We start from the raw sequence: 24869 nt of genomic DNA on the forward strand, positions 1-24869 counted from the left end.
TGCACGCCGGCCACGCGCCGGATTCGCCATGGACTTACACGCCGTCGATCTCAACCTGCTGGTCGTCTTCCACCATCTGTACAACGCAAGACGCGTATCGCGTGTCGCCGAAACGCTGGGCGTTACGCAGCCGGCCGTGAGCAACGCGTTGGCTCGCCTGCGCAAAGTCTTCAACGACGAGTTGTTTATCCGCACCTCGCGGGGGATGTTGCCAACGCCGATGGCGATCGAACTGGCCGAACCGGTGGCCGCGGCGCTCGATGCGCTGCACGGCGTATTCAATCGGGAACTGGCGTTCGATCCGGCAACGAGTCAGCGCGCGTTCGAGATCGCCATGACGGACATCGGGGAAGTGCACTTCCTGCCGAAACTGATGCACGCGCTCGGCGAGCGTGCACCGGGCATCACGATCAGCACCGTGCGCAATACGGCGATCAACCTGCGCGAAGCGATGGCCTCGGGGCAAGTCGATCTCGCGGTCGGCCACTTGCCGGATCTCACGGCGGAGTTCTTTCAGCGGCGTCTGTTTCGGCAGAAATATGTGTGCATGTTCCGCCCGGGGCATCCTCTCGATCGCGCCGCCAGGGCAACCCGGTCCGCGAAGTCCGGCCCCTCGAAGGCGACATCGGTCACGCGCGAGGACTTCGAGCGCTCGGAGCAAGTGATGGTGGTCGCGGCGGGCACCGGCCACGGACAGGTGGACGAGTTCATGGCCCGCGCCCATGTGCAACGCAACATTCGGTTACGGGTGCCGCATTTCGTCGCGCTGGCCGACATCCTCCATGCGACGGATCTCATTGCGACGGTGACCGAGAAGTTCGCGCAACGCAGCGCACAGCACTTCGGCTTGCGCTACGTCGACCATCCCATCGATATCCCCGACGTTCAGATCAATCTGTTCTGGCATGCGAGATATCACCGCGAACCGGGCAGCCAGTGGATCCGCTCGCTGTTGTTCGACTTGTTCTCGGAGTGACGCGTGCGCCTTGAACGCGGTCCGTGTTACCCATCGGCGACGATCACGCGACTCATGCGCTGAAACCGCCGTCGATGGTCAGGCTGGCGCCCGTGACGAAGCCCGCCTCCTCGCTGGCAACGTACGCGACCATGCCCGCGATCTCTTCCGGACGGGCATGGCGCCGCAGCGCCATCACGTCATGCATCCCGCCGGCGAATTCGCCCGAGGCCGGATTCATGTCCGTGTCCGTCGGCCCCGGTTGCACGTTGTTCACGGTGATGCCGCGCGGCCCCAGATCGCGGGCCATTCCCTTGACAAGGCCGACCAGCGCCGACTTGGTCATGGCGTACGTCGCGAGATCGGGGAACGGGATGCGCTCTGCGTTGCACGACCCAATGTTGATGATCCGGCCGCCCTCGCCCATATGCGCGAGCGCCGCCTTCGACGCCACGAAAACGGCGCGCACGTTGATGTCGAGCAACTGGTCGAACGTTTCCAGCGGCACGTCCGCGATATTCCCCATCGAGAAAACGCCAGCGTTGTTCACCAGAATGTCGATCTTGCCCAGTTGACGGGCGGCGTCGTTCACGGCGCGGGTCAGCGCCTGCGCGTCGGCGACATCCACCTGCAATGCCACGGCCTGGGCGCCGGCATTGCGAATGCGCGTGACGAGCGTCTGCGCGGCCGCTTCCGACCCGTGGTAAGTGAACGCGACCGCCGCGCCCTCGTCCGCCAGACGCTGCACGACCGCCGCGCCGATACCGCGCGAGCCGCCCGTCACGAATGCCACCTTGCCTTGAAATTTCGCCATGATCTTGCTCCGCTGAGTTAGTGAGAAAGTGAATGCAGTATCGGCGTTGAATTACATCGCCACTAGACCATAATGGAGATCATCACTTTCAACCAATTGGAACAGGTTTGCCATGGAGGCGTTGCATTTGATCGAGTCGTTCGTTCTGAGCGCACGCGCGGGAAGTTTCTCGGCCGCCGCCCGCCGGCTGGGCATCACGCCCGCAGCGGTGAGCAAGAATGTGGCGCGCCTCGAAGCGCAGCTCGGCCTGCGACTGTTTCATCGGAGTACGCGCAGCCTTACGTTGACCGCAGGCGGCGAGCGTTTTCTGCTCGACGTGGACGGGCCGTTTGCTGCATTGACCGATGCTTTTTCCCGCGCCGCAGAACGCGAGAATGCGCCGTCCGGCACGCTGAAGGTGAGCATGGCGCATTCGTTCGGGCGTCAGTATCTTTTGCCGATGCTGGGGAGCTTTCTGTCGCGTTATCCGGACATCGTGCCCGACTGGCGATTCGATAACCGGAGTGTCGACGTGGTGGGCGAAGGGTTCGATGCAGCGATTGGCGGCGGCATCGAACTCACGCAAGGCGTGATTGCGCGGCGGCTTGCGCCGACGTACGCCGTCATGTGCGCGTCGGCCGGTTATATGGCGGGGCGCAAGATGCCGACGCACCCCGCGGAACTCGCCTCCCTCGACGCCGTAATGCGACGCTCCGGCATGTCGGGACGCTTACGTGCCTGGAACCTGTGCAATGTGGCGGGAGAACGGGTAAACGTCGAGGCGCGAACCCGCATGATCTTCGACGACCCGGAAGCGATGGCCCACGCCGTCGCACTCGGTTACGGCGTTGCGCTGTTGCCGATGCCCCACGCCGCGCCGTTGCTCGCCAACGGGCGCATTCAACGCCTGCTGCCCGGCTGGTTCGACGAATATGGCGGCGTCTTCATCTACTACCCGAACAAGAAGCAGTTGCCGCTGCGCACACGGGTGTTCGTCGAACATATCGCACAATCGTTCGAGCAACAGCGGCTCGCCGCGCGTTTCGACTGGCGGTGGGATGTCGCCGGCGGTGCGTAACGGCACGAGACAGGCGTGCCACGGCTTACGGATTGCCGGTTATCGATGCGCGAGGATGTTGATCAGACGACCGAGCGGGTCGCGTACGTAGAATCGCCGGACTCCCCACGGCTCGTCGGCGGGCCCGTATTCGATGGCGACGCCCGCGTCGCGCATGCGCGACAGCGCCTCGTCGACGTCATCCACTTCGACGGACAAATCCGGCACGGGTGTACCGCTGCCGCCTTCGGTCGCCACACTCATCTGCACGGTCATCCTGGCCGCATTGCCGTATGTCGCGATCCAGCCGTGGTCCATCAGCAAATCGAGCCCCAACAAATCGCCGTAGAACCGCTTCGCCGCTTGCATGGCTTGCGGCGCCGGTACGGCCAAATTCGCGACAATCCGGTTGACCTTCATCTTCTTCCCTTATGCAAGTGACGCAGATAACGTTTCCGACGCGGTGCTCGGGACGCCGAACGACATCAAGAGCCTAGCATGTGATGTCCGTTCCTTGCGTTGTTCACGTCCGTGCACTGTAATGAAAGCGTCTTGCCGGTGCTGCGACGGGGAGGAGACCCCCTCTGGCGCCGGTTGTCCAGGGGGGTGGGAGATCCGTTATGGATACCACCGGAGTCGCATGGCGCGCGGCGCTCTTCGCCGTTTGCATGCTCGGCGCGAGCACGGCAGGCGCTAGCCCGCCGTTCCCGCCGGATACCATCGAGGTCGAGGCCGCCGTCGGCCAGAAGGTGCCGATCTGGGAGCAAAGCAACTACAGCGTGTTGTGCCGCGACCTCGGCACACCGACGTTCGAGCTCGATTCGAAGCCGGCGCTGGGCGAAGTCACACCCGAATGGATCACTTACACGGTGCCGGTCGGGCAGCGCTGCGAGCAGATGAAGTTCTCGGGAATGATCGTCTGGTATCAGGCGGGCTCCACGCCGGGCACCGACGAGGTCGTGTGGACCGTCGGCTTCCCGCGTGAATTCGGCAGTCGCACACCGGGCTCCGGCGAACATCGCGTGACGACGAAGATTGTCATTCGCTAGCGGGCGTCACATATTTTCGATCATCACGTCGCCGAAGCCCGAGCACGACACTTGCGTCGCGCCCTCCATCAGGCGGGCAAAGTCGTATGTCACCTTTTTCGACAGAATCGATTTTTCCATCGACGCGATGATCCGGTCCGCCGCCTCGGTCCATCCCATGTGGCGCAGCATCATCTCTGCCGACAGAATTTCCGAACCGGGATTCACGTAGTCCTTGCCGGCATATTTTGACGCCGTACCGTGCGTGGCTTCGAACATCGCCACCGAGTCGGACAGATTCGCACCCGGCGCAATGCCGATGCCGCCGACCTGTGCGGCCAGTGCATCGGAGATGTAGTCGCCGTTGAGGTTCAACGTGGCGATCACGTCGTATTCGGCCGGACGCAGCAATATCTGCTGCAAGAAAGCGTCGGCGATCGAATCCTTGATGGTGATTTCCTTGCCCGTCTTCGGGTTCTTCACCTTGCACCACGGACCGCCGTCGATCTCGGTCGCCGCGAACTCCTTCTTCGCGAGTTCGTAACCCCAGTCGCGAAACGCGCCTTCGGTGAACTTCATGATGTTGCCCTTGTGCACCAGCGTAACCGTGTCGCGGTTGTTGTCGATCGCGTACTGAATCGCCTTGCGCACCAGCCGCTGCGTGCCTTCGCGCGACACCGGCTTCACACCGATGCCCGACGTTTTCGGGAAACGAATCTTGCTCACCCCCATTTCGTTTTGCAGGAACGCAATCAGTTTCTTCGCGCCTTCGGACTCGGCTTCCCATTCGATCCCGGCGTAGATGTCCTCCGAGTTCTCGCGGAAGATCACCATGTTGATCTTTTCCGGCTGACGCACGGGTGAGGGCACGCCCTTGAAGTACTGCACCGGACGCAGGCACACGTACAGATCGAGTTGCTGACGCAAGGCCACGTTGAGCGAGCGGATGCCGCCGCCCACCGGCGTGGTCAGCGGCCCTTTGATCGAGATGACGTAGTCTTTGACGACCTGGAGCGTTTCATCGGGCAGCCATACGTCCGGGCCGTAGACGCGTGTCGACTTCTCGCCCGCATAGATTTCCATCCAGCTGATCTTGCGCTTGCCGCCATAGGCCTTTTCCACTGCCGCGTCGACGACCTTGAGCATCACCGGCGTAATGTCCACGCCCGTGCCGTCACCTTCGATGTACGGAATGATCGGATTGTCCGGCACGTTCAGTGAAAAATCCTTGTTGACGGTAATCTTCTCGCCTGCCGGGACCGTGATGTGCTGATACGACATGGTGGGGCTCCAATGGGTAGATCAGAGGGTGTGCATCGGATCGCTTGAGTCGACGGGCTCAAGCCGGACAGCGTTGAGCGTTCGGGAGTTGCCGCTCTGCACAGCGCAGCCCTATTGTAGTCATTGCATCCTGAACCCGGTGTGACATCGATCATGTCTTATATAAGACATAAGACTGAGATTTCCGATTATGCATTAACATGTCGGCGCTGAACAGATTCCCTCGCCCGGTATGACACTTCTCGCACTCAACAAACCCTTCGGTACGATCTGCCAGTTTTCGCCGCATCCGACGCGTCCCACGCTTGCCGGGTGCATCGATCTGCCCGGCGTCTATCCGGCGGGAAGACTCGACGCCGACAGCGAAGGGCTGTTGCTGCTCACCGACGACGGGCGCCTTCAGGCGCGCATCGCGGAGCCGGAGCGCAAGCTGCCCAAGACCTATTGGGCGCAGGTCGAGGGCGAGTACGACGAAGCGGCGCTCGTGCGTCTGCGTGCCGGACTCGACCTTGGCGATTTCGTCACGCTGCCGTGCGAAGCGCGCGCCATCCCCGAACCGGAAACGCTGTGGCCCCGAAACCCGCCGATCCGCTATCGCGCCGCCATTCCGACGCATTGGCTCGAAATCAGGCTCGTCGAAGGCAAAAACCGTCAGGTCAGGCGCATGACGGCGGCCGTGGGTAAACCGACCCTGCGGCTCGTACGCGTGGCCATCGGACCGATCGACGTCTTTGCATTGAACCTCGCGCCCGCACAGTGGTGCGAACTACCGCAACAAATACTTACACTTTCCGGTCAACGCGACCGTCGCTCACCTCGTTGAGGGAACAGGTGCGCATCATACGCACCGCTAACTGAAACGAGGAAACCAAGTCATGAACAAACTGCTGCTCGCACTGACCGCCGGCCTGATCGTGTCCGGTGCCGCGATGGCCCAAAATTCGGCGCCGGCAACCGCGCCTGTCGCACCGGCAGCGCCCGCGGCGGCAGCGCCTGCTACGGCGGCACCGGCCGCGGACCATGCCGCACCGGCGAAGAAGACCACCAAGCAAAAGAAGCATCATCACAAGAAGACCGGCAAGAAGGTCAGCCAGCCCCCGGTCGGTAACAAGCCGTAATACTTGCCGTCGTAAAAAATCCGCGCGCGGGTTGTCAACCGATGTCCTGACCGGACGTTAAAGGAGATGACTCACTTCGCGGGTCAACGAGTAAACAACCCAACATCGAGCTTCAACGAGGAATCTCATGAAAAAACTGATCGCTGCCCTGGTCGCTGGCCTGTTCGCAACTGGCGTGTTCGCCCAAGCTTCGGCTCCGGCCGCTGACGCCGCTGCCGCTCCGGCCGCCGCAAGCAAGCCGGCTGCAAAGAAGAAGTCGTCGCACAAGAAGTCGTCGCACAAGAAGTCGGCAAAGAAGGCCGCTGCTGCTGAAGCTCCGGCTGCTGCAAGCAAGTAAGTACCGCCTCGCGCAGCCCGCCTGCGCAACGGACGGTAACAGGCAGGTTGCGCGTGCAACCTGCTTTTTTTTCGCCTGGCGGCTACAATGACCCGCGACCTGTCGGACCGCAGTCGACCTTGTTTGCGCGACGCTTCGATGCCCCGCGAACGCATTCCGACCGCTTCCCCGACGTTCGCCCCAATCTTCCCAGGAGTCGTTCGTGATCCGGATTTCACATCAGTTGGCCGCGCTCGCCGCCAGCGCCGCGTTTGCCAGTCTCGCCGCCGTCATGGCTCTCGCCCCGGTCAGGGCCGCGGCGCAGATCAAGCAGCCCGGCGAATTCCCGACCGTGCAGCTGTCGGCCGGCATGTATCTCATCAAGGCCGAAGTCGCCGCGAACGAGAAGGACCGCGAACAGGGGCTGATGTATCGCAAGAGCATGCCCGCCAATGCCGGCATGCTCTTCGTATTCGATCAGAGCGCCGGGCACTGCTTCTGGATGAAGAACACCGATTTGCCGTTATCCATTGCGTTCCTCGCCGACGACGGCACGATCGTCAACATCGAAGACATGGCGCCGCAGACCGAAGACAACCACTGCCCGCGTGCCGCGGTGCGATACGCCCTCGAAATGAATCAGGGCTGGTTCAAGAGCAAGAACATCAAGGCGGGGTCGAAGATATCCGGCCTGCCGCGCTGATTCGACGCCCGGCAGCCGAAGCGGCGCTCGATCGATCCGGCAACACCGGCGAGATTTAGCGAGCGCCACTCGATATTGCCAGCGCCGTGCTCAGTGTGCGCTCAAGGAATCGGTCCAGTAACCACGGATCGAAATGGCGTCCCCGCTCGGCGAGCATCGCACCGACAATCTGCGCCCCGCTCAATGCCGCGCGATACGGACGATGACTGGCGAGGGCGTCGAAGACGTCGACCAGCGCGACGATGCGCCCAGCCAGCGGAATGCGATTGCCGGATAACCCATACGGGTATCCCCTGCCGTCGTAACGTTCGTGATGGGTGCGCGCCACCGTCGCGGCCAGTTCGCATGCCGCGCCACCGATGGCGCCGAGCATGTCCGCGCCCCATTGCGGGTGCATGCGCATGAGTTGCATTTCCTCCGGCAACAGCTTGCCCGGCTTTTCCAATATCGCATCGGGCACGCAAAGCTTGCCGGTGTCGTGCAATGCGGCGGCCAGGCCGAGTGCCTGCGCTTCAATCGACGACATGCCCAGGGCCTGCGCGAATCGCCATGCCAGCGTACCGACTCGCCACATATGTGTCGCGGTGCCACCGCGCTTTGTCTCGGCCAGGCGAAAGAGCGTCCAGGCCGCCGGCGGCAAGCTGCGCATGAGGCGAGCATCGGCCGGCAAGTCACGGCGCATCGTGTCGTGCGCGGTTTCCGCGTGCTCGCCGGCGCGTGCGTCGAACGTGTCGCAGCTAGCGCAGATATGGCAGATATCGAGAGTATCGAAGGTGTCGGAGGGGCAGCATCGGGGAAGCGCGGCGGCGAGGCACGTTGGCGCAGGGTCGGGCATTGCGGTTTCCGGTGAGTTTGAAGCGCCCACTCTAGCGACGCACACGCATGCGAATGTTGACAGGGATCAAGCGCGCCGCAGTTCGGTCCGGTCCGGCAGACGCTGAAAAAGAAAAACCCACTGCATGCAGTGGGCTTTCGTCTTGCCGGTGGGGTCGGACGCTCGGGTTGGGCGCCTGACCATCCCCTTCGGCGATGGCTCGTCGAAGTCGACCGCCGCCGGCCGGCAAATTCCGGGCGTTTCGATTACGCGAAGTTCTTCGCCGCGAATTCCCAGTTGACCAGATTCCAGAATGCCTCGACGAACTTCGGACGGGCATTGCGGTAGTCGATGTAATACGCGTGTTCCCACACGTCGATCGTGATCAGCGGCTTGTCGGCACCGGTGAGCGGCGTCGCAGCGTTGCTGGTGCTCACGATGTCGACCGAGCCGTCGGCCTTCTTCACGAGCCACGTCCAGCCCGAACCGAAGTTGCCCACGGCCGCCTTCGAGAAGGCTTCCTTGAATGCATCGAACGAGCCGAACTTGGCGTCGATGGCCTTGGCCAGATCGCCGGTCGGCGCGCCGCCGCCCTTCGGCGACAGCGTGTTCCAGAAGAAGGTGTGGTTCCACACCTGTGCTGCGTTGTTGAACACGCCGCCCGACGACTTCTTGATGATGTCTTCGAGGCTGGCGTTTTCGAATTCGGTGCCCTTGATCAGGTTGTTCAAGTTGGTCACATAGGCTTGGTGGTGCTTGCCGTAGTGATACTCCATCGTTTCCTTGGAGATGGTCGGCGCCAGTGCATCGATGGCGTACGGCAGTTCAGGGAGCTTGTGTTCCATGGCAAATGTCCTTTGTGCTCTGAGGGGAACCCGATTTTGCGTTATCCGGAGCCATCGATTCTAGGGCAGATGCGAAAACCCCGCAAACCCGACGGGTACTTGGTTTACCGCAATCTGCCCGAGGATTGCGACGATTGTTTGCCGATCGCGGCTAATCGATGCACGATGCCTGCGATTCGTCGGCTTTGGCGAACCGCACCGACTAAAAAGTATCATCTAGCCTGACCTGAACCTCACCAATGCCCACATCCGCCGCGCCATCGGCGAGATGCATCGTCACCTGCTGGCCGCGCTGCAATTTTCCCGGGTCGCGCAACGGTTGCCCCCTCGCATCGAGCACTGCGGCATAGCCGCGTTGCAACGTGCGCCGGGGGTTGAGCAATTCGAGTTGCGCCGTGGCGTCGGCCAGTCGTTGGGCCGAGCGCTCCGCACGGCGCGACATCGCCGTATGCACCCGCTGCGAGAGCAATGCCACGCGCTCATGCTGCGACGCCACATCGGGCACGGCGCGCGCCAGGCGCAGGCGCAGCATCTCGAAACGGCTGCGACGCTGGGCGAGCGGGCGCTCGAGCGCATGACGCATCCGGTCTGCGAGATGCGCCAGCGCCGTGCGCTGACGCGCCAGACGCTCCCTGGGCGACACCAGCGCGCGCGACAGACTGTCGAGTTGCTGAGCCCGCAGCTCCAGCATGCGTCGCATGGCGCGGTCCAACCGTTGGCGTTCGCGCTCGACCTCGCGCAGGCATTCGTCGCGCGCGGCCGTGATGAGTTCCGCCGCCGCCGTGGGTGTCGGGGCGCGCACGTCCGCAACGAAGTCGGCAATCGTGAAATCGGTTTCATGGCCGACACCGGCCACCACGGGCAACTCGCTGCGTGCGATCGCATGCGCCAGCACTTCTTCGTTGAAGGCCCACAAATCCTCGATGGAACCACCGCCGCGGCAAAGCAAAAGGGTATCCACTTCGCGCCGGGCGTTCGCGATGTCGAGTGCGGCCGCCAGGCGCGCCGCGGCATCGGCGCCCTGCACCGGCGCGGGATAAATCACGATGGAGATGTGCGGCGCCCGGCGAGCGAGGGTCGTGAGCACGTCGCGCAACGCAGCCGCCTGCAACGACGTGACGACCCCCACACGGCGGGCATAGCGCGGCAGCGGGCGCTTGCGCCCGACATCGAAAAGACCGGCAGCGGCAAGCTTTTCCTTCAAACGCAGAAACGCTTCGTATAAATTGCCCTGCCCCGCCCGGCGGATCGCTTCGACGTTGAGTTGCACCTCGCCGCGCGGCACGTACATCGAGAGCAAGGCCCGGACTTCCACCCGGTCGCCCTCGCGCGGCGAGAAATCCGCATATTGAGCGCGACCCCGGAACATCACGCAGCGCATCTGTGCCTGCGCGTCCTTGATCGAGAAATACCAGTGGCCACTCGCGGCGCGCGTGAAGTTGGAAATTTCACCGCTGACCCATGCCAACGGAAAACTGCGCTCCAGCACCCCGGCCACGGCTTTGTTCAAATCCGAAACACTTAATACGCGATCCGCACCACCGGTGGGACGGGCGTCGTCGAAAGATGAGTTCATGCGTATGCGCTGCCGAAAAACTGTCCACAGGACCGCTAATTTAAGGGTTTTCTCGCCCGGACGCCCTGTATTTCCTTCATCGCGACAGCAAACCATTGATTTATCGGGGTTTGCGAGAGACATCCCGCGGCCCGCAAGGCGTAATTTCCGGCGCGACGCCCAGATATATCGTCGAGGAACGACATGTGCACATAGTTATCCACAGGCTGATGTAAAAATCCTGGGATTTGTGAGCTTGCGGTGGTGTTCATTTCTGAAACCGCTCATTGCACATTTTTTCATCACGAACTAAAAAGTTCCGTTGCGTCAAAGAGTTGCCGAACGTATCCCAAGGTTGTCCACATCCTTGTGCTCGTGAGGTGTGGAAAACGGTGCTTGCCCATCCCCCCCCTGCACGCTACAGTTCGGACTCGTTTGCCCATCCCCGCAACAAGCAAGAGGTCGTCTTTGTTCGCCGTCATCCAGGCCGCCGGCTGGCCCATCTGGCCACTTCTCATCGCTTCCGTCATCGCCCTCGCCCTGATCGTCGAGCGCGCCCTGTCGCTGCGCCGTGCGCGCGTGCTGCCGGGCGGTGTTCTCGAAAATGCGATCACGCTCGCGCGCCGGGGCGCCGCCAGGCAGGACGCCACCGAAGCCCTTGCGCGCGGCTCCATGCTCGGCCGGGTGCTCGCGACCGGCGTGCGTTATGTCGCGCACAATCCACAGGGGCCGCGTGACGGGGCAAAAGAGGCGCTGGAGGAAACCGGGCGCGCCGTTGCCCACGAACTCGAACGCTTCCTTCCGGCGTTGGGCACCATCGCCTCCGTCGCCCCGCTGATGGGGCTGTTCGGTACGGTCGTCGGCATGATCGAGATTTTCGGCGCGCAAGATGCCACCGGCACAGATCCGGCGCAACTGGCGCACGGCATTTCGGTTGCGCTCTACAACACCGGCTTTGGCCTGATGATCGCGATTCCGGCGATGATCTTCTATCGCTATTACCGCACGCGCGTCGACGCATTTCTCGTCGAACTGGAAACGCAGGCGGTCCATTTTCTCGATGCCACGTTACCGCGGCACTGATTCGCGAGACACACGATGAATTTCCGTCGAGGTCTCTCCACACGCGACGAGCCGGAGATCAATCTGATCCCGCTCATCGATGTGCTGCTCGTCATTCTGATCTTTCTCATGGTCACGACGACCTACACGCGTTACACCGCGCTCAAGGTCAATCTGCCGACGGCGGATGCCGAAAAGGCCGTCGTGCCGCCGCGCCAGATCGTCGTCTCCGTGGGTGCAGACGGCGGCTACGCGATCGATCGCCATTCCCTTGCGCAACGCGACGTGGCGAGCCTGACAGCCGCGCTGCGTCAGGCGGCCGGAGCCGCGAATACCGGTGCCGAGCCCCCGGTCGTCATCATCAATGCGGATGCCAAGAGCGCGCATCAGTCGGTTGTCAATGTGATGGAAGCGGCGCGTGAGGCGGGCTTGTCGCGACTGACGTTCGCGGCACGCTCGACATCGGCCCCGCCGAGCCGATGACCGTCTCCCCACGCCCCGGCAAGGTGAGCGGCACCCGCACGCGGGCGCTGGTGCCGCGACTGTCCGGAACGCTGGTCCACTGGGTCACGGCGCAGTGGCAACACAGAGGCGTGTTCGCATGGGCGCTTTGGCCGCTCTCATTGGCATTCGCTGCGATGGCCGCCTGGCGTCGCATGTGTTTTCGACGGGGCTGGAAGCGATCGACCCGCCTGCCGGTGCCCGTCGTGATCGTCGGCAATCTCACCGTGGGCGGCACCGGCAAGACGCCGACCGTCATTGCACTGATCGGTGCGCTGCGTCACCACGGTTACACACCCGGTGTGCTCTCGCGCGGCTACGGCGCGAAGCTGTCGGAACCGACGCAGGTCGATGTGTCGGCACGTCCGGAAGACACGGGCGACGAACCGCTGCTGATCGCCAAACGCACTGGCGCGCCGGTGTGGGTGTGGCCGTCACGGGTCGAAGGTGGCCGTGCGCTGCTCGCGGCGCACCCGGCATGCGACGTCATCGTCTGCGACGACGGTCTTCAACATTACGCGCTGGCGCGAGATGTGGAGATTGCCGTGTTCGATCACCGGCTCGGCGGCAATGGCTTCCTTCTGCCTGCCGGCCCGTTGCGCGAACCGCTGTCGCGCGCACGAGACGCCAACCTCATCAACGACCCGTATGGCCGAAGCCTTCCCGATTGGCCTGACACGTGGCGATTGACGCTCACGCTCGGCGACGCATGGTGCGTGAGCCAGCCAACGCTCACGCGCGCGCTGTCGCACTTTGCCGGTAAGCGCGTGCTGGCCGCTGCGGGCATCGGTGCACCCGAGCGATTCTTCGCGGCCTTACGCGCAGCGGGGCTGCAAATCGACACGCTGGCGTTGCCCGACCATTACGACTTTGCGACGAATCCGTTCGATGGCGTGGCGGCAGACGCCATCCTGATCACCGAAAAGGATGCAGTAAAATGCGTCACCTGGTCCGACCCGCGCGTGTGGGCCGTACCTGCCGAGGCGGCGCTCGATGCGCGTCTCGTATCACTGGTAGTGGAGAAATTGCGTGGACAACCGACTGTTTGAGATTCTCGTCTGCCCGTTGTGCAAGGGCCCCCTGGCGCTGGATAAGAAAGCCCAGGAGCTGATTTGCCACGCCGACAAGCTCGCTTACCCGATTCGCGACGGCATTCCCGTCATGCTGGCCGATGAAGCGCGTCAGTCCGTCGAAGGCACGCCCGTCCCACTGAACGACGACAAGTCCGCATCGTGAGCGATACGAAAGCCACCATCGACACCATCGATTTCGTCGCCGTGGTGCCCGCACGCCTGGCATCGACGCGTCTGCCCAACAAGCCGCTCGCCGACATCGGCGGAAAGCCGATGGTCGTGCGGGTCGCCGAACGCGCTCGCGAATCGGGGGCCCGTCAGGTGGTCGTCGCCACGGATGCCCAGCGTGTGGTCGATGCCGTTGGCGCACACGGTTTCGGCGTCGTCCTTACGCGCGCCGATCATCCGACCGGCACGGACCGGCTGGCCGAAGTCGCCGTGGCGCAGGGCTGGCCCGACGACACGATCGTCGTCAACGTGCAGGGAGACGAGCCGCTGATCGATCCCCGATTGGTACATGCGGTCGCGGCACATCTGGCCGACCATCCGGAATGCGCGTTGTCGACGGCGGCACATCCGATTACCGACAACGCGGAGATCTTCTCGCCGAACGTCGTCAAGGTCGTGCTCGACGCGCATGGCCGTGCGCTCTATTTCTCACGTGCGCCGATTCCGTGGTCGCGCGATGCGTGGGCCGCCGGTTTGGCCAACCCCGCGACGCTGCCCGCAGCCGCGACGCCGGTTTTCCGTCACATCGGTCTGTACGCCTATCGCGCCAAGTTTCTGCGCAGCTATCCCAGCTTGCCTCAGGCACCGGTCGAAACCGCCGAATCGCTGGAACAGTTGCGCGCGCTATGGCATGGCGAACGTATCGCCGTGCTGGTGACGGGCGACGCACCGCTGCCGGGCGTCGACACCGCAGAAGATCTCGAACGCGTGCGCGCTTTGCTGAAAAACCAGGATTCAATCGTATAACGCGGTCCGCCACGTATGCGAAGTTCGGCATGCCCCGAATGCCTTGCGGACGTGTCCCGGAATTCGCAACGACGCGACATGGGCAGGTCTGCAAAACGCCGCCGGGCGGGCATGACGTGGCATAATCGCTCTGATTCTCGCGAGCAGCCCCCTGGTCGCGCATACGTCGCGCCCTGCCGAGCGCGTCGTCTGCGCGCAGCGCGGTTGGCCGGTCACCGGACCCGCAATCGCTGCCAACCCCGGGGAGTCATACTCCTGCCGCACGCACAGCATTCACAAATCACAAACTTTCAGGAGTCATCGATGCGTCTAATTTTGTTGGGGGCACCCGGGGCCGGCAAGGGCACCCAAGCAACGTTCATCAAGGAAAAATTCGGCATCCCGCAAATCTCGACCGGCGACATGCTGCGCGCCGCGATCAAGGAAGGCACCCAACTCGGCCTCGAAGCCAAACGTTTCATGGACGCCGGCGATCTCGTGCCGGACGGGGTCATCATCGGTATGGTCAAGGAACGCCTGACCGCCGACGACTGCAAGAACGGCTACCTGTTCGACGGTTTCCCGCGCACCATCGCCCAGGCGGAAGCGATGAAGGAAGCTGGCGTCGCCATCGACTTCGTGCTCGAAATCGACGTGCCGTTCGATGAAATCATCACGCGCATGAGCGGTCGTCGTACGCACCCGGCGTCGGGCCGCACGTACCACGTCAAGTTCAATCCGCCGAAGGTCGAAGGCGTGGACGACGTGACAGGCGAGCCGCTCGTGCAGCGCGACGACGACAAGGAAGAGACCGTGAAGAAGCGCCTCGCCGTGTACGAGTCGCAGACCAAGCCGCTGGTCGCCTATTATTCGGATTGGGCCAAGCATGGCAGCCCGGGCGCCATCGTTGCAGCGCCGCAATATCGCAAAATCTCGGGGCAAGGCAGCGTGGACGACATCCGCGCGCGCGTGTTCGACGCGCTCAGGTAAGCCAGTCGCTCGCCGGTCGGCGACACGGGGAGTAACTCGCCGATTCTGGTCCGGCAGACGTCGATTCGACGTCGGTGCATGCGCGCTGCCCGAGCACCGCACGGGTACTGCGTAACACGGGTACTGCGTAATTTCCGCATGAGTAACGCCAGCAAAAAGGCGGCCAGTTCACACTGCGCCGCCTTTTTTGCCAAAGGAGGATGACGCATGGAAATTCAAGGCAATGTGTTTCTGATCACCGGTGGCGCCTCGGGGCTCGGTGCTGCTGCCGCGCGCTGGCTTGCCGGACTCGGGGCGAAAGTGGTTCTCGCCGATGTGAACGTCGACGAAGGCGAGGCGCTTGCCGAGAAGCTCGGCGGCAAGTTCGTCAAATGCGACGTCACACGCGAACAGGACGGCAACGCGGCCGTGGCCGCGGCGCAGGCGCTCGGCACGCTTCGCGGCCTCGTCAACTGCGCGGGCATCGCCATTGGCAGTAAGACCGTCGGGCGCGACGGCCCGCATCCGCTCGATGCATTCTCGCGTGTCATCCAGATCAACCTGATCGGCACCTTCAACATGATCCGCCTGGCGGCCAGTGCCATGACGCAGACCGAGCCCAATGGCGAGGGCGAGCGCGGCGTGATCGTCAATACCGCGTCGGTCGCGGCGTTCGACGGCCAGATGGGGCAGGCCGCCTATGCCGCTTCGAAGGGCGGTGTGGCAAGCCTGACATTACCGGTCGCGCGAGATCTGTCGCGCAGCGGCATCCGTGTGATGACCATCGCACCGGGGATCTTCGAGACGCCCATGATGCTCGGCATGCCCGCCGACGTGCAGGCGTCGCTCGGTCAGATGGTGCCGTTCCCTCCTCGCCTGGGCCGACCTGCGGAGTACGCCATGCTGGTGGAGCAGATTGTGCGCAACCCGATGCTCAATGGCGAAGTCATTCGTCTCGACGGTGCGATTCGGATGCAACCGAAGTAACGATTCTGCACAACGCACGCGAGGTAAGGGCGGCCGCGGTGCGGCAAGGGCGCAGCGGCACGACACGTTGCCGCACCGCAACAAAACGTCGCCTCGACTGTGACTACAATGGAATGCCGGGCGCATTTCGCGGCCGGTCGCGACACCGGTATTCATGCACACAGGCCGGTGCCCAAGGGTTCTTCCCGTCGTCCCCCGAGGCAGGAGGCTGGCATGAAATCACTGGCGCAACAGATGTCGTTCTATCAGCGCTATCACCGCAGTCCCAAGAATCGCCTGACCCATTTCTTCGGCGTTCCCATGATCGTCCTCGCAGTGATGCAGGCGTTCTCGTGGGTGCCGCTCGGCCCCAGCGGACTGAACGCGACGCATGTCATTGTGCTGATCCTGCTGATGTACTATTTTCTGCTCGACGTTCCGCTGGCGCTCGCGATGACCGCCTTCTTCGCCGTAATGCTCGCCGTCACGCAGCATCTGGCGAAGCTGCCGTTGCCATGGGCGCTGGCCGCATTTGTCGTGCTGTTTGTCGGCGGTTGGATCGTGCAACTCGTCGGTCATCACTTCGAAGGCCGCAAGCCTGCGCTGCTCGACAATCTTTTTCAGATCTTCATCGCGCCGATGTTCCTGATGGCCGAAGTGTTCTTCCATTTCGGTTACAAGCCCGGCCTCAAGCGGGAAGTGCAGGAACTGTCGATGCAATCGGTGTAGCCGGGCACTATCGACCGCCGTCGCCGCAGGAAGGCGGCAAGGCAACAACGAAAAAACGCCAGCCTCACGTCGGCTGGCGTTTCATACTGCATTGTCCCGTGACATCGCACGGCCCGGCGACGCGCGGCGTGCCATCGCTACCCGTGACTTCCCGGTCGACGGCTCAGGTCGTCGAGCACCTGGCGGATCGCGTCGGCATCGTCCGCCTCGGGACGCTTGCTCAGGTACAGTTCGAGGTCGTCCTGCGCGGGGCGCACCAGCCCCAGGCGTGCGTAGGCCAGTCCGCGATCCCGCTTTTCGATCGGTTGATCGGGCAGCACGAGCACCATGCGCTCCTGCACCGCCAGCAAACGCTCCCAGCGCTCATTCTGCGTATAAATGGCACGTAGGTTACGAAGCATTCGGGCGAGGATTTCGCGCGGCGTCGCGGGCTCCAGGAAGGGGTGCAGCAGCGCCCACAGCGCGAGTTCCTGAATTGGCTCGGCACTCTCGTCGCGATAGTGCTTCAGATACGGCTCGACCATTTCCAGCAGCCGTTGCGGCGAGAGCGAGTTCCCGGAAATGGGGTCGATGACGACGTCGCCCGCCGGCACGGCAAGCCGCAGCAGAAAGTGTCCGGGGAACGACAGGCCGCGCAGCGGCAACCCGATTTGATGACCAATCTCCATGCACAGCACCGCCAGCGAGATCGGAATTCCCCGGCGCCGGTCCAGCACCACGTGCAGATGACTGTTGTCCGGGTCGTAATAATCGTTCTGATTGACCGTAAAGCCGAGTTCGCGGAAAAAGAAGTGATCGAGCAGTTGCAGCTTCTGCAACGGCCCGGCATCCGGCGGCAGACGCTTGGCCAGCCGCGCCGCGAGCGCGTCGATCTGGGTGAGCGTGTCCTGCACGTCGAGATCGGGATAGACGTCCTGCGCGATGGCAATGGCCGCTTCGGTCAACGGTAGACCGTCGTCGGAGGCGACCAGCGCAGCAAAGTACTCGAGAATTCGATTCGCCATGCGGTATCCGTGAATTCCACCGCGCCCCCCTGCCCTTGCGGCGATCCTCGGCGGGGATCACGACTGGGTGCGTCGACGGAAGAACGAGAAGTTGAAGCCCATGAGGAATAATGCCCCGAAATACACCACGGCGCATAGCACCAGACTGGCGCCAAGCAGGGCAATGCGCGCGAGCGGACGCGTCCCCAGCGCCACCCAGTCGAAGCTCTGCGTGAACCACAGGAGCACGCCCGCCAGAATCAGGCATGCCGCCAGCAATTGCACGAAGAAGAGCCGCCAACCCGCCGCGGGCCGGTAGATGCCGCGTTTGTAGAGCCCGGCGAAGAGCAGCGCGGCGTTCATGCACGCGCCCACGCCGATCGACAGCGACAGCCCCGCGTGTGCAAACCAGCGCACGAAGATCAGATTCGAGATCTGGGTGGCGACAAGGACCACGATCGCGATCTTCACCGGCGTCTTGATGTCCTGCTTCGCGTAGAAACCCGGCGCAAGAATCTTGATGAGAATCAGGCCGACGAGGCCCACGCCATAGGCCGTGAGCGCGTGCGCCGTCATCAGCACGTCGTTCGCGTCGAAGCGTCCGTACTGATACAGCGTGGCGGTCAGGGGTTCGGCATAGACGAACAGGCCGACGGCGCTGGGCATTGCCAGCAGGAACGTGAGGCGCAGGCCCCAGTCGAGCAACGCGGAATATTCGGCGGCGTCGCCGTCGGCGTTCGCCCGGGACAGGCTCGGCAGCAGAATGGTACCGAGCGCCACACCTAGCAGCGCCGTCGGAAACTCCATCAGGCGGTCGGCATAGGCCAGCCACGACACACTGCCTTGCGCGAGCCGCGATGCGATGTTCGTATTGATAATGAGGCTCACCTGAGCGACCGAGACGGCCAGCGTCGCCGGCACCATCTTTGCCAGCACCCGCTTGACGCCCGCATTTCGCAACGCCGCCACGATATTGAGGGTGATGCGCGGCAGCATGCCGATGCGCGCGAGCGCCGGCAATTGAATGACCAGTTGCAGCACCCCGCCGACGATCACGGCGTAGGCAAGCGCGTACACCGGCGTCTCGAGGTGGGGGGCGACCCACAGCGACGCCACGATCGAGCTGACGTTGAGCAGTACCGGGGCAAACGCCGGCATCGAGAACTGACGCCATGTATTGAGTACGCCCGCGGCAAGCGTCGTGATCGAAATCAGGGTGATATAGGGGAACATCACGCGCGTCATGAAGACGGCCGCGTCGAACGTGCCGTTCTCGCGCGAGAGGCCGGTCGCCACCGCGTAGACCACCCCCGAGGCGCCCAGCACCCCGGCAACCGTGATCGACAGCAACACCCAGAAGAGCACCGTGGTGACGGAATCGACGAGGGTTTTCGTCTCTTCTTCACTACGTTGGGATTTGAATTCGGCCAGAATCGGCACGAATGCCTGCGAAAACGCCCCTTCGGCGGACAAACGGCGCAGCAGATTGGGAATTCGGAACGCGACGTTGTAGGCGTCGGTCATGGGACCGGCGCCGAACATGCGTGCGATAAGAATTTCACGGATCAGGCCGGTGATGCGCGAAAGCATCGTAAAACCGCTGACCGTAGCGAGAGCTTTGAGCAAATTCATGTTGCGCGTATTATACGCACACCAATGCAGCAAAGAAGTTGCAATTTCCGTTTCGCTTCGGCTATAATCGACGGTTTCGAAGTCAATGGATTGCTTCCTGGCCACCGTGTCTCCCAGGGAGCCGAGCCAAACTGCATAGAAGCCGCATCAGGCGGAGCAATTCAAGGAATTCACAGAACATGGCAAATACCGCACAAGCACGCAAGCGCGCGCGTCAAACCGTTAAGATCAACGCCCACAACTCGGCGCTGCGTTCGCGTCTGCGCACGGCTGTGAAGGCTGTCCGCAAGGCCATCGCCGCTGGCGATCAGGCCGCAGCCAAGGAAGTGCTGCGCGCTTCGGCAAAGACGATCGACATCATCGCTGACAAGAAGATCGTCCACAAGAACACCGCTGCTCGTCAAAAGAGCCGCCTGTCGGCCGCCATCAAGGCGATGTCGGCTGCTGCCTAAGACAGCGTTAGCTGCCGGCAGAATAAGTTGCTTGCCGGTTCCGACTACGGTCGGGACACTAAAAAGCCCGCTTCATGCGGGCTTTTTTCTGTTTACGCGAACGAAAACGGCAAGGGCGAGCGAAGCGGCACGGACGAAGTACGAGGGAAGGACAGGAAAAGCGCGGAAGCGTCGAAACGGCGGATACCGGCGGGATACCGGCGGGATACGGGAACACTGAAACGATACAGTGGCGCGGTGGCGCAGGTGCGACGGTGAGTCGGGGCCGAAGGCCCGGCACTCACGTCTGGCCGAAAACGGCCGTGGGGGAATTACTTGACGTCAGGAACGAAGCAGGCTTCCGTCATCTGCAAACCGTTGTCACGGGCAAAACTCATCACGAAATCGAACATTCGCGGCTCGATATCGCGCAGTCGCTCGTCGACGACGACGCACTTGACGTCGCCCACCATCGTGGGACGCACGTAGGGGGAGTACTGCATGTATGCGTTCGGGCCGGAATTGCTGCGGCCACAGAACGACACGGCGCCGCACAGACGCTCCGCCCAGTCACTCGGACGAAACTTCTTGCCATCCAGAGTCAGCCCCTGGATGAAATACTCGCGCGCGGAAACCTGGTCGGTCATATCGCTCAATCACCTCAAAAAACATCTGGCCAGCCGTACGCGGGTAGCGTTGCCGACAGAGTCAGTATTATATCTTATATAAGACTGGAACCTGTCCCCCACCGTTGCTGCGAATGTTTTTTTCGGTCTTGCCAGCCATTTTTTGGCCGTGCAGCAGCGGGCTCGATAATACGCTTTTCGTGTGACGACAATACGATTTGGTAGACTAGGGGCCGTTCCCCTGAAGCCAGCAACCGGTAGAACACCTTAACGGGCCTGATCGGGGGACAGGCCTCAAGGCTTGTTCGTCGTGCCGAACGCGTCCGAGTTCCCAGCAAATCCGCAGCGGATTCGCGCGACATCGGCCTCCAGCAGAACATCCAAATGACCACCGCCAAACCCATCAAGCATTACCTTCAATTTTCGGATCTGACGCTCGACGAGTACGACTACGTGCTCGAGCGCACCCGCATCCTCAAGAAGAAATTCAAGAACTACGAGACCTACCACCCGCTGCATGACCGCACGCTGGCGATGATCTTCGAGAAAAGCTCGACGCGCACGCGTCTGTCGTTCGAAGCCGGTATTCACCAGTTGGGCGGCCACGCCGTGTTCCTGAACACGCGCGATACGCAACTTGGCCGCGGCGAGCCGATTGAAGACGCGGCACAGGTGATCTCGCGCATGACCGACATCATCATGATCCGCACGTTCGGTCAGGAGATCATCGAGCGCTTCGCACAGCACTCGCGCGTGCCGGTGATCAACGGTCTGACGAACGAATACCACCCGTGTCAGGTGTTGGCGGATATTTTCACGTACTACGAGCACCGCGGCCCGATCAAGGGCAAGACCGTGACGTGGATCGGCGACGCGAACAACATGTCGTATACGTGGATTCAGGCGGCCGAAATCTTCGGCTTCCAGTTCCACATCTCCACGCCGCCGGGCTACCGGCTCGATCAGGCAATGGTGGCCGAGTCGAGCCGTCCGTTCGTGCGCGAGTTCGACGACCCGCGCGCCGCGTGCGAAGGTGCCGACCTCGTCTCCACCGACGTCTGGACGAGCATGGGTTTCGAAGCGGAAAACGAGGCACGCAAGGCCGCTTTCGCACAGTGGTGCGTCAATGCCGACCTGATGCAACGCGCCAAGCCCGACGCCCTGTTCATGCATTGCCTTCCCGCCCACCGCGGCGAGGAAGTGTCGGCGGATGTCATCGATGGTGCGCAAAGTGTCGTGTGGGACGAAGCCGAGAACCGTCTGCACGTGCAGAAGGCGCTCATGGAGTACCTGATGCTCGGCCGCGTCTGAGCCGGTTCGCACGGCAATCTGTCTGCCGCCCGGAGCGATAACGCATCCGGGCGGTTGCTGCCCCCGCCCCGCCTCGCTTCCCGCGCCACCGATCACCCACCGCAACTAACGTTCCGCTATCATCGCTGACGCGCCGCCATCCCGGTCCGTGGTCACGCGCTTCATAGCCGCGCGGCATGAATCGCCCCGCCGTCAGAACATTTCGGAATTTGCACCGTGGCAGTGCATTTTCGTTGTGCATCGCACAAAATGCAGACGGGTGGACGTTCGAAACGTGCTAGCATGAATTCACGTCCGATCTTCAAAGTGATCGGACATATCGACTCTCCATCGCGACATTCGCTCGCATTCGACACAGCATTCGGTCATGACGCAAAACGCAACGCAGTTCGACAACGTTTCCGTAATCAAGCGCGCCAACACCTATTTCGACGGCAAGTGCGTCTCGCACACCGTTCTGTTTCCGGACGGTACGCGCAAGACGCTGGGCGTGATTTTCCCGGCCACGCTCCAGTTCGGCACCGAGGCTCCCGAAATCATGGAGGTCACGGGCGGCCGCTGCCGCATCCGTCTGGCAGGTCAGACCGAATGGCAGGAATATGCCGCCGGTCAGGAATTCGCCGTGCCGGGCAACAGCAAGTTCGATATCGAGGTCGTGGAGACGCTCGATTACGTTTGCCATTACGGCTAACCGTCCGGCCCATATCGCGACGGTGCGGGGTCGCCCGCGCCGCCGCCTTCCCGGCTGGTTCAGCGCGGCCCCGGCGCCGCTTCTCACTATGTCGCGACTGCCCCCCGATTCCGTCGACCATGGCCCCGACAACGCTGACGACACTGCTGCCAGCCGGCCCACCGACGGGCGTGAGATCTCTGCAAAGCCCCCGCTAACGCTCCCCGCCGAGCCGTCCGGCAAGTCGCTGCGCACGCCACCGGAGACTTCCGGCTCGCCGCAGACATCGGGCATGAGTACCGATCTCGAACCGACCGACGTCCCGCTGCTTCCACCGGAATCCCCCAACGCCCCGGCGGCAACGAAGTCGACCCGCTCGCGACGCGGCGGCGCGAAGCGCAAAGGCATCGATCTCGGCTTGCAAGGCGGTGGCGCGCATGGCGCCTACGCGTGGGGCGTGCTCGACAAACTGCTCGAAGACGGGCGTCTGGAATTCGAGGGCATCAGCGGCGCCTCGGCCGGGACGATGAACGCCGTGGTGCTCGCGCATGGCCTGCTGGAGCGTCCCGGCGTCGATCCGCGGGAGAAAGCGCGTGAGGCGTTGCACAGCTTCTGGCTGGGCGTCTCGCAGGCGGGTTCGTCCGCAACCGCATGGGCACAAACCGTCTTCAGCTGGCTCAACGGCCGTCCGACCGAGTATCCGGTCTGGCACGACTGGATGCAGAGCATGCAGCAGTGGATGATGCCGTTCTCCCAGCCACCGGCCGAGATCAATCCGCTGCGCACCGTCCTCGAAGCACAAGTGGACTTCGAGCGGCTGCGCGAGAGCACCGCAACGCACCTGTTCGTGTCCGCGACGAACATCCGCACCGGCAACATCCGCATTTTCCGCACACACGAAATCACCCTCGACGTGGCAATGGCCTCCGCCTGTCTGCCCTGGCTGTTCAAGCCGGTAAAGATCGACGAGGACTTTTACTGGGACGGGGGTTATCTCGGCAATCCTGCGCTCTTTCCGTTCTATTACGAGACACTCACGAGCGACATTCTGATCGTGCACATCAATCCGATCGAGCGCGCGGAGAAGCCGGTATTGCCGGGGCAAATCATGAACCGCGTGAACGAGATCACGTTCAACGCATCGTTACAGCGCGAATTCCGGGCGATCTCGTTTGTTCACAAACTGATCGACGAGGGCTGGTTGAAGCCAGAGTTTCGCGAGCGGCTGAAGTACCCGTTGATTCACTCGATTCGCGCCGACAAGGCACTGTACGACTTGTCCTCGTCGACGAAATTCGTGACCGACTGGCACTTCCTCACGACGCTGCGCGACCGAGGTCGGGACGCGGCCGCCCGCTGGCTGGAGGCCCATTACCACGACGTGGGCATACGCTCGACGGTGGATCTGAAACGCGATTACTTGCAGCGCTTGCCCAACGCCTCCGCCATCAGATCATGAGCGGCTCAGGGTCGAGCGAGATGCCGAAACGCGTCCGAACACTCGTCTGCACGGCGCGCGCCAGCGCCACGATGTCGTCGCCGCTCGCGCCCCCCCGATTGACGAGCACCAGCGCCTGACGCTCGTGCACACCCGCACGGCCCTGCGACTTGCCGCGCCAGCCGCATTGATCGATCAGCCAGCCGGCAGCGACCTTCCACGTGCCGTCGGGCTGCGGGTAACCGACCGCCTCCGGGAAACGCGCGCGCAAGGCATCGAAGGTTTCGGCATCGACAACGGGGTTCTTGAAGAAGCTTCCGGCATTGCCGAGAACCGCCGGATCGGGCAGCTTGCGACGTCGAATATCGACGACCGCGTCGAAAATACGGCGTGCATCGGGATGTGCGACACCGGCGTCGGCAAGCGCGCGCGACACGTCCGCATACCCCGTCACGGCGTGCCACGGCTGCGGCAGGCGCAGTGTGACGGACACGATGACGAACCGTCCCGGTTCGCGCTTGAAGCATGAATCGCGGTAGCCGAATGCGCAGACCTCGCGCGAGAGCGTGACGAACTCGCCCGTGGTCGTGTCGAGCGCGCGCGCCGCGAAGAAGCGCTCGGCGAGTTCCAGCCCGTAGGCGCCGATGTTCTGGATCGGCGCGGCCCCGAGCGTGCCCGGAATCAACGCGAGGTTTTCGAGGCCGGGGCAGTCCTGCGAGAGCGTCCAGTCGACAAAGTCGTGCCAGACTTCGCCGGCGCCGCCGCGCACATAGCGCGCATGCGGATCGGCGGGGTCGTCCGGCAGCCGTTCCCGGCCGCGAATCGCCATGCGCAGCACCACCCCGTCGAAATCGCGCGTGAGCACGATGTTGCTGCCGCCACCGAGCACGAGACGCGGCAGGCCCGCCAGCTCGGGCATGGCAAGCGCTTCGAGCAACGCGGCTTCGCTATCGATGACAACGAGATAACGGGCGGTAGCGGGCAGACCGAAGGTGTTGAGTTCGCGCAGGCTGACGTCGCGTAGCAACTGGGACATGAAGTATGTGCTGACCGGTGGAT

The 24869-nt window shown here is 62.9% G+C and carries 29 protein-coding genes; 19 read left to right on the top strand and 10 right to left on the bottom strand.

The window, feature by feature from the left end; genetic code table 11:
- Positions 1-28: 28 nt before the first annotated feature.
- Positions 29-976 (top strand): LysR family transcriptional regulator, encoded by a 948-nt coding sequence (locus AB870_RS17885; protein ID WP_047905737.1) that lies wholly within the window; start codon positions 29-31, stop codon positions 974-976.
- Positions 977-1028: 52 nt separating this feature from the next.
- Here AB870_RS17885 and AB870_RS17890 read toward each other — a convergent pair whose 3' ends face one another.
- Complete coding sequence (locus tag AB870_RS17890) at positions 1029-1769, bottom strand: SDR family oxidoreductase (RefSeq protein ID WP_084663843.1); 741 nt, start codon at positions 1767-1769, stop codon at positions 1029-1031.
- A 112-nt stretch (positions 1770-1881) separates the two neighbouring features.
- Between AB870_RS17890 and AB870_RS17895 the strand changes: the two genes are divergently transcribed.
- Positions 1882-2826, top strand: coding sequence for a LysR family transcriptional regulator (locus AB870_RS17895; protein WP_047905739.1), 945 nt, complete (start codon positions 1882-1884; stop codon positions 2824-2826).
- Positions 2827-2865: 39 nt separating this feature from the next.
- Here AB870_RS17895 and AB870_RS17900 read toward each other — a convergent pair whose 3' ends face one another.
- Complete coding sequence (locus AB870_RS17900) at positions 2866-3225, bottom strand: VOC family protein (protein WP_047905740.1); 360 nt, start codon at positions 3223-3225, stop codon at positions 2866-2868.
- 200 nt (positions 3226-3425) lie between these two features.
- On the opposite strand from AB870_RS17900, the gene AB870_RS17905 reads away from it, so the two are divergent.
- Positions 3426-3854: a hypothetical protein gene (locus AB870_RS17905; RefSeq protein WP_047905741.1), complete on the top strand. Its 429-nt coding sequence runs from the start codon at positions 3426-3428 to the stop codon at positions 3852-3854.
- 6 nt (positions 3855-3860) lie between these two features.
- On the opposite strand, the gene icd is transcribed toward AB870_RS17905, so the two are convergent.
- Positions 3861-5114, bottom strand: coding sequence for an NADP-dependent isocitrate dehydrogenase (gene icd, locus AB870_RS17910; protein ID WP_047905742.1), 1254 nt, complete (start codon positions 5112-5114; stop codon positions 3861-3863).
- A gap of 232 nt (positions 5115-5346) precedes the next feature.
- Here icd and AB870_RS17915 point away from each other — a divergent pair, with 232 nt between their 5' ends.
- From AB870_RS17915 to AB870_RS17930, 4 genes are all read left to right on the top strand, one after another.
- Positions 5347-5937: a pseudouridine synthase gene (locus tag AB870_RS17915; RefSeq protein ID WP_047905743.1), complete on the top strand. Its 591-nt coding sequence runs from the start codon at positions 5347-5349 to the stop codon at positions 5935-5937.
- A gap of 52 nt (positions 5938-5989) precedes the next feature.
- A complete protein-coding gene (locus AB870_RS17920; protein WP_047905744.1) occupies positions 5990-6232 on the top strand; it encodes a hypothetical protein in 243 nt (80 codons plus the stop codon).
- A gap of 127 nt (positions 6233-6359) precedes the next feature.
- Complete coding sequence (locus AB870_RS17925; protein ID WP_047905745.1) at positions 6360-6569, top strand: hypothetical protein; 210 nt, start codon at positions 6360-6362, stop codon at positions 6567-6569.
- A gap of 271 nt (positions 6570-6840) precedes the next feature.
- Complete coding sequence (locus AB870_RS17930; RefSeq protein ID WP_047908380.1) at positions 6841-7251, top strand: DUF192 domain-containing protein; 411 nt, start codon at positions 6841-6843, stop codon at positions 7249-7251.
- A 55-nt stretch (positions 7252-7306) separates the two neighbouring features.
- Here AB870_RS17930 and AB870_RS17935 read toward each other — a convergent pair whose 3' ends face one another.
- From AB870_RS17935 to xseA, 3 genes are all read right to left on the bottom strand, one after another.
- Positions 7307-8086 carry an HD-GYP domain-containing protein gene (locus AB870_RS17935; RefSeq protein ID WP_053059428.1) on the bottom strand — a complete coding sequence of 260 codons (780 nt, stop codon included), beginning with the start codon at positions 8084-8086 and terminating at the stop codon, positions 7307-7309.
- A gap of 245 nt (positions 8087-8331) precedes the next feature.
- On the bottom strand, positions 8332-8910 hold the full coding sequence (gene sodB, locus AB870_RS17940; RefSeq protein ID WP_047905746.1) for a superoxide dismutase [Fe]: 579 nt from the start codon (positions 8908-8910) through the stop codon (positions 8332-8334).
- A gap of 202 nt (positions 8911-9112) precedes the next feature.
- On the bottom strand, positions 9113-10486 hold the full coding sequence (gene xseA / locus AB870_RS17945; RefSeq protein WP_047905747.1) for an exodeoxyribonuclease VII large subunit: 1374 nt from the start codon (positions 10484-10486) through the stop codon (positions 9113-9115).
- Between the two features lie 447 nt (positions 10487-10933).
- On the opposite strand from xseA, the gene AB870_RS17950 reads away from it, so the two are divergent.
- The 8 genes from AB870_RS17950 (at position 10934) to AB870_RS17985 (ending at position 16719) form a co-directional block, all read left to right on the top strand.
- Positions 10934-11548, top strand: a complete 615-nt coding sequence (locus tag AB870_RS17950; protein ID WP_047905748.1) for a MotA/TolQ/ExbB proton channel family protein — start codon at positions 10934-10936, stop codon at positions 11546-11548.
- Between the two features lie 15 nt (positions 11549-11563).
- Entirely contained in the window at positions 11564-12010 is a 447-nt protein-coding gene (locus tag AB870_RS17955) for an ExbD/TolR family protein (protein ID WP_047905749.1), read from the top strand.
- Between the two features lie 50 nt (positions 12011-12060).
- Positions 12061-13077 (top strand): tetraacyldisaccharide 4'-kinase, encoded by a 1017-nt coding sequence (lpxK, locus tag AB870_RS17960; protein WP_047908382.1) that lies wholly within the window; start codon positions 12061-12063, stop codon positions 13075-13077.
- A complete protein-coding gene (locus AB870_RS17965; protein ID WP_047905750.1) occupies positions 13058-13264 on the top strand; it encodes a Trm112 family protein in 207 nt (68 codons plus the stop codon). Before lpxK ends, AB870_RS17965 begins: the two co-directional genes overlap by 20 nt.
- Positions 13261-14076 carry a 3-deoxy-manno-octulosonate cytidylyltransferase gene (kdsB, locus tag AB870_RS17970; protein WP_157112374.1) on the top strand — a complete coding sequence of 272 codons (816 nt, stop codon included), beginning with the start codon at positions 13261-13263 and terminating at the stop codon, positions 14074-14076. The genes AB870_RS17965 and kdsB overlap by 4 nt, the downstream gene beginning before the upstream one ends.
- Positions 14077-14379: 303 nt before the next feature.
- Positions 14380-15045, top strand: a complete 666-nt coding sequence (gene adk, locus AB870_RS17975; protein WP_047905751.1) for an adenylate kinase — start codon at positions 14380-14382, stop codon at positions 15043-15045.
- Positions 15046-15252: 207 nt separating this feature from the next.
- Positions 15253-16011: an SDR family NAD(P)-dependent oxidoreductase gene (locus AB870_RS17980; protein ID WP_047905752.1), complete on the top strand. Its 759-nt coding sequence runs from the start codon at positions 15253-15255 to the stop codon at positions 16009-16011.
- 213 nt (positions 16012-16224) lie between these two features.
- Positions 16225-16719, top strand: a complete 495-nt coding sequence (locus AB870_RS17985) for an Mpo1 family 2-hydroxy fatty acid dioxygenase (protein WP_047905753.1) — start codon at positions 16225-16227, stop codon at positions 16717-16719.
- A 137-nt stretch (positions 16720-16856) separates the two neighbouring features.
- Here AB870_RS17985 and AB870_RS17990 read toward each other — a convergent pair whose 3' ends face one another.
- Both AB870_RS17990 and murJ read right to left on the bottom strand, forming a co-directional pair.
- Positions 16857-17723, bottom strand: coding sequence for a SirB1 family protein (locus AB870_RS17990; RefSeq protein WP_047905754.1), 867 nt, complete (start codon positions 17721-17723; stop codon positions 16857-16859).
- 57 nt (positions 17724-17780) lie between these two features.
- Complete coding sequence (gene murJ / locus AB870_RS17995) at positions 17781-19379, bottom strand: murein biosynthesis integral membrane protein MurJ (RefSeq protein WP_418304010.1); 1599 nt, start codon at positions 19377-19379, stop codon at positions 17781-17783.
- 134 nt (positions 19380-19513) lie between these two features.
- Between murJ and rpsT the strand changes: the two genes are divergently transcribed.
- Complete coding sequence (gene rpsT, locus AB870_RS18000) at positions 19514-19786, top strand: 30S ribosomal protein S20 (protein WP_039405217.1); 273 nt, start codon at positions 19514-19516, stop codon at positions 19784-19786.
- 311 nt (positions 19787-20097) lie between these two features.
- On the opposite strand, the gene AB870_RS18005 is transcribed toward rpsT, so the two are convergent.
- Complete coding sequence (locus AB870_RS18005; RefSeq protein ID WP_039400937.1) at positions 20098-20412, bottom strand: DUF3579 domain-containing protein; 315 nt, start codon at positions 20410-20412, stop codon at positions 20098-20100.
- Between the two features lie 363 nt (positions 20413-20775).
- Between AB870_RS18005 and argF the strand changes: the two genes are divergently transcribed.
- From argF to AB870_RS18020, 3 genes are all read left to right on the top strand, one after another.
- The gene (gene argF / locus AB870_RS18010) at positions 20776-21702 is read left to right on the top strand and encodes an ornithine carbamoyltransferase (RefSeq protein ID WP_047905756.1); all 927 of its coding nucleotides are present in this window, start codon (positions 20776-20778) and stop codon (positions 21700-21702) included.
- Between the two features lie 367 nt (positions 21703-22069).
- Entirely contained in the window at positions 22070-22393 is a 324-nt protein-coding gene (ppnP, locus tag AB870_RS18015) for a pyrimidine/purine nucleoside phosphorylase (RefSeq protein WP_047905757.1), read from the top strand.
- Between the two features lie 88 nt (positions 22394-22481).
- Positions 22482-23831: a patatin-like phospholipase family protein gene (locus AB870_RS18020; protein ID WP_335645720.1), complete on the top strand. Its 1350-nt coding sequence runs from the start codon at positions 22482-22484 to the stop codon at positions 23829-23831.
- On the opposite strand, the gene murB is transcribed toward AB870_RS18020, so the two are convergent.
- Entirely contained in the window at positions 23821-24846 is a 1026-nt protein-coding gene (gene murB / locus AB870_RS18025; RefSeq protein WP_047905758.1) for a UDP-N-acetylmuramate dehydrogenase, read from the bottom strand. The genes AB870_RS18020 and murB overlap by 11 nt on opposite strands.
- Positions 24847-24869: the final 23 nt, after the last annotated feature.

The organism is Pandoraea faecigallinarum (assembly GCF_001029105.3).
GTDB lineage: Bacteria > Pseudomonadota > Gammaproteobacteria > Burkholderiales > Burkholderiaceae > Pandoraea > Pandoraea faecigallinarum.

Bases quoted from the DNA above. Each gene is read 5' to 3' on its own strand.
- AB870_RS17885 (WP_047905737.1), top strand. From the start codon at position 29: ATGGACTTACACGCCGTCGATCTCAACCTGCTGGTCGTCTTCCACCAT.
- AB870_RS17890 (WP_084663843.1), bottom strand. From the start codon at position 1,769: ATGGCGAAATTTCAAGGCAAGGTGGCATTCGTGACGGGCGGCTCGCGC.
- AB870_RS17895 (WP_047905739.1), top strand. From the start codon at position 1,882: ATGGAGGCGTTGCATTTGATCGAGTCGTTCGTTCTGAGCGCACGCGCG.
- AB870_RS17900 (WP_047905740.1), bottom strand. From the start codon at position 3,225: ATGAAGGTCAACCGGATTGTCGCGAATTTGGCCGTACCGGCGCCGCAA.
- AB870_RS17905 (WP_047905741.1), top strand. From the start codon at position 3,426: ATGGATACCACCGGAGTCGCATGGCGCGCGGCGCTCTTCGCCGTTTGC.
- icd (WP_047905742.1), bottom strand. From the start codon at position 5,114: ATGTCGTATCAGCACATCACGGTCCCGGCAGGCGAGAAGATTACCGTC.
- AB870_RS17915 (WP_047905743.1), top strand. From the start codon at position 5,347: ATGACACTTCTCGCACTCAACAAACCCTTCGGTACGATCTGCCAGTTT.
- AB870_RS17920 (WP_047905744.1), top strand. From the start codon at position 5,990: ATGAACAAACTGCTGCTCGCACTGACCGCCGGCCTGATCGTGTCCGGT.
- AB870_RS17925 (WP_047905745.1), top strand. From the start codon at position 6,360: ATGAAAAAACTGATCGCTGCCCTGGTCGCTGGCCTGTTCGCAACTGGC.
- AB870_RS17930 (WP_047908380.1), top strand. From the start codon at position 6,841: ATGGCTCTCGCCCCGGTCAGGGCCGCGGCGCAGATCAAGCAGCCCGGC.
- AB870_RS17935 (WP_053059428.1), bottom strand. From the start codon at position 8,086: ATGCCCGACCCTGCGCCAACGTGCCTCGCCGCCGCGCTTCCCCGATGC.
- sodB (WP_047905746.1), bottom strand. From the start codon at position 8,910: ATGGAACACAAGCTCCCTGAACTGCCGTACGCCATCGATGCACTGGCG.
- xseA (WP_047905747.1), bottom strand. From the start codon at position 10,486: ATGAACTCATCTTTCGACGACGCCCGTCCCACCGGTGGTGCGGATCGC.
- AB870_RS17955 (WP_047905749.1), top strand. From the start codon at position 11,564: ATGAATTTCCGTCGAGGTCTCTCCACACGCGACGAGCCGGAGATCAAT.
- adk (WP_047905751.1), top strand. From the start codon at position 14,380: ATGCGTCTAATTTTGTTGGGGGCACCCGGGGCCGGCAAGGGCACCCAA.
- AB870_RS17980 (WP_047905752.1), top strand. From the start codon at position 15,253: ATGGAAATTCAAGGCAATGTGTTTCTGATCACCGGTGGCGCCTCGGGG.
- AB870_RS17985 (WP_047905753.1), top strand. From the start codon at position 16,225: ATGAAATCACTGGCGCAACAGATGTCGTTCTATCAGCGCTATCACCGC.
- AB870_RS17990 (WP_047905754.1), bottom strand. From the start codon at position 17,723: ATGGCGAATCGAATTCTCGAGTACTTTGCTGCGCTGGTCGCCTCCGAC.
- rpsT (WP_039405217.1), top strand. From the start codon at position 19,514: ATGGCAAATACCGCACAAGCACGCAAGCGCGCGCGTCAAACCGTTAAG.
- AB870_RS18005 (WP_039400937.1), bottom strand. From the start codon at position 20,412: ATGACCGACCAGGTTTCCGCGCGCGAGTATTTCATCCAGGGGCTGACT.
- argF (WP_047905756.1), top strand. From the start codon at position 20,776: ATGACCACCGCCAAACCCATCAAGCATTACCTTCAATTTTCGGATCTG.
- ppnP (WP_047905757.1), top strand. From the start codon at position 22,070: ATGACGCAAAACGCAACGCAGTTCGACAACGTTTCCGTAATCAAGCGC.
- AB870_RS18020 (WP_335645720.1), top strand. From the start codon at position 22,482: ATGTCGCGACTGCCCCCCGATTCCGTCGACCATGGCCCCGACAACGCT.
- murB (WP_047905758.1), bottom strand. From the start codon at position 24,846: ATGTCCCAGTTGCTACGCGACGTCAGCCTGCGCGAACTCAACACCTTC.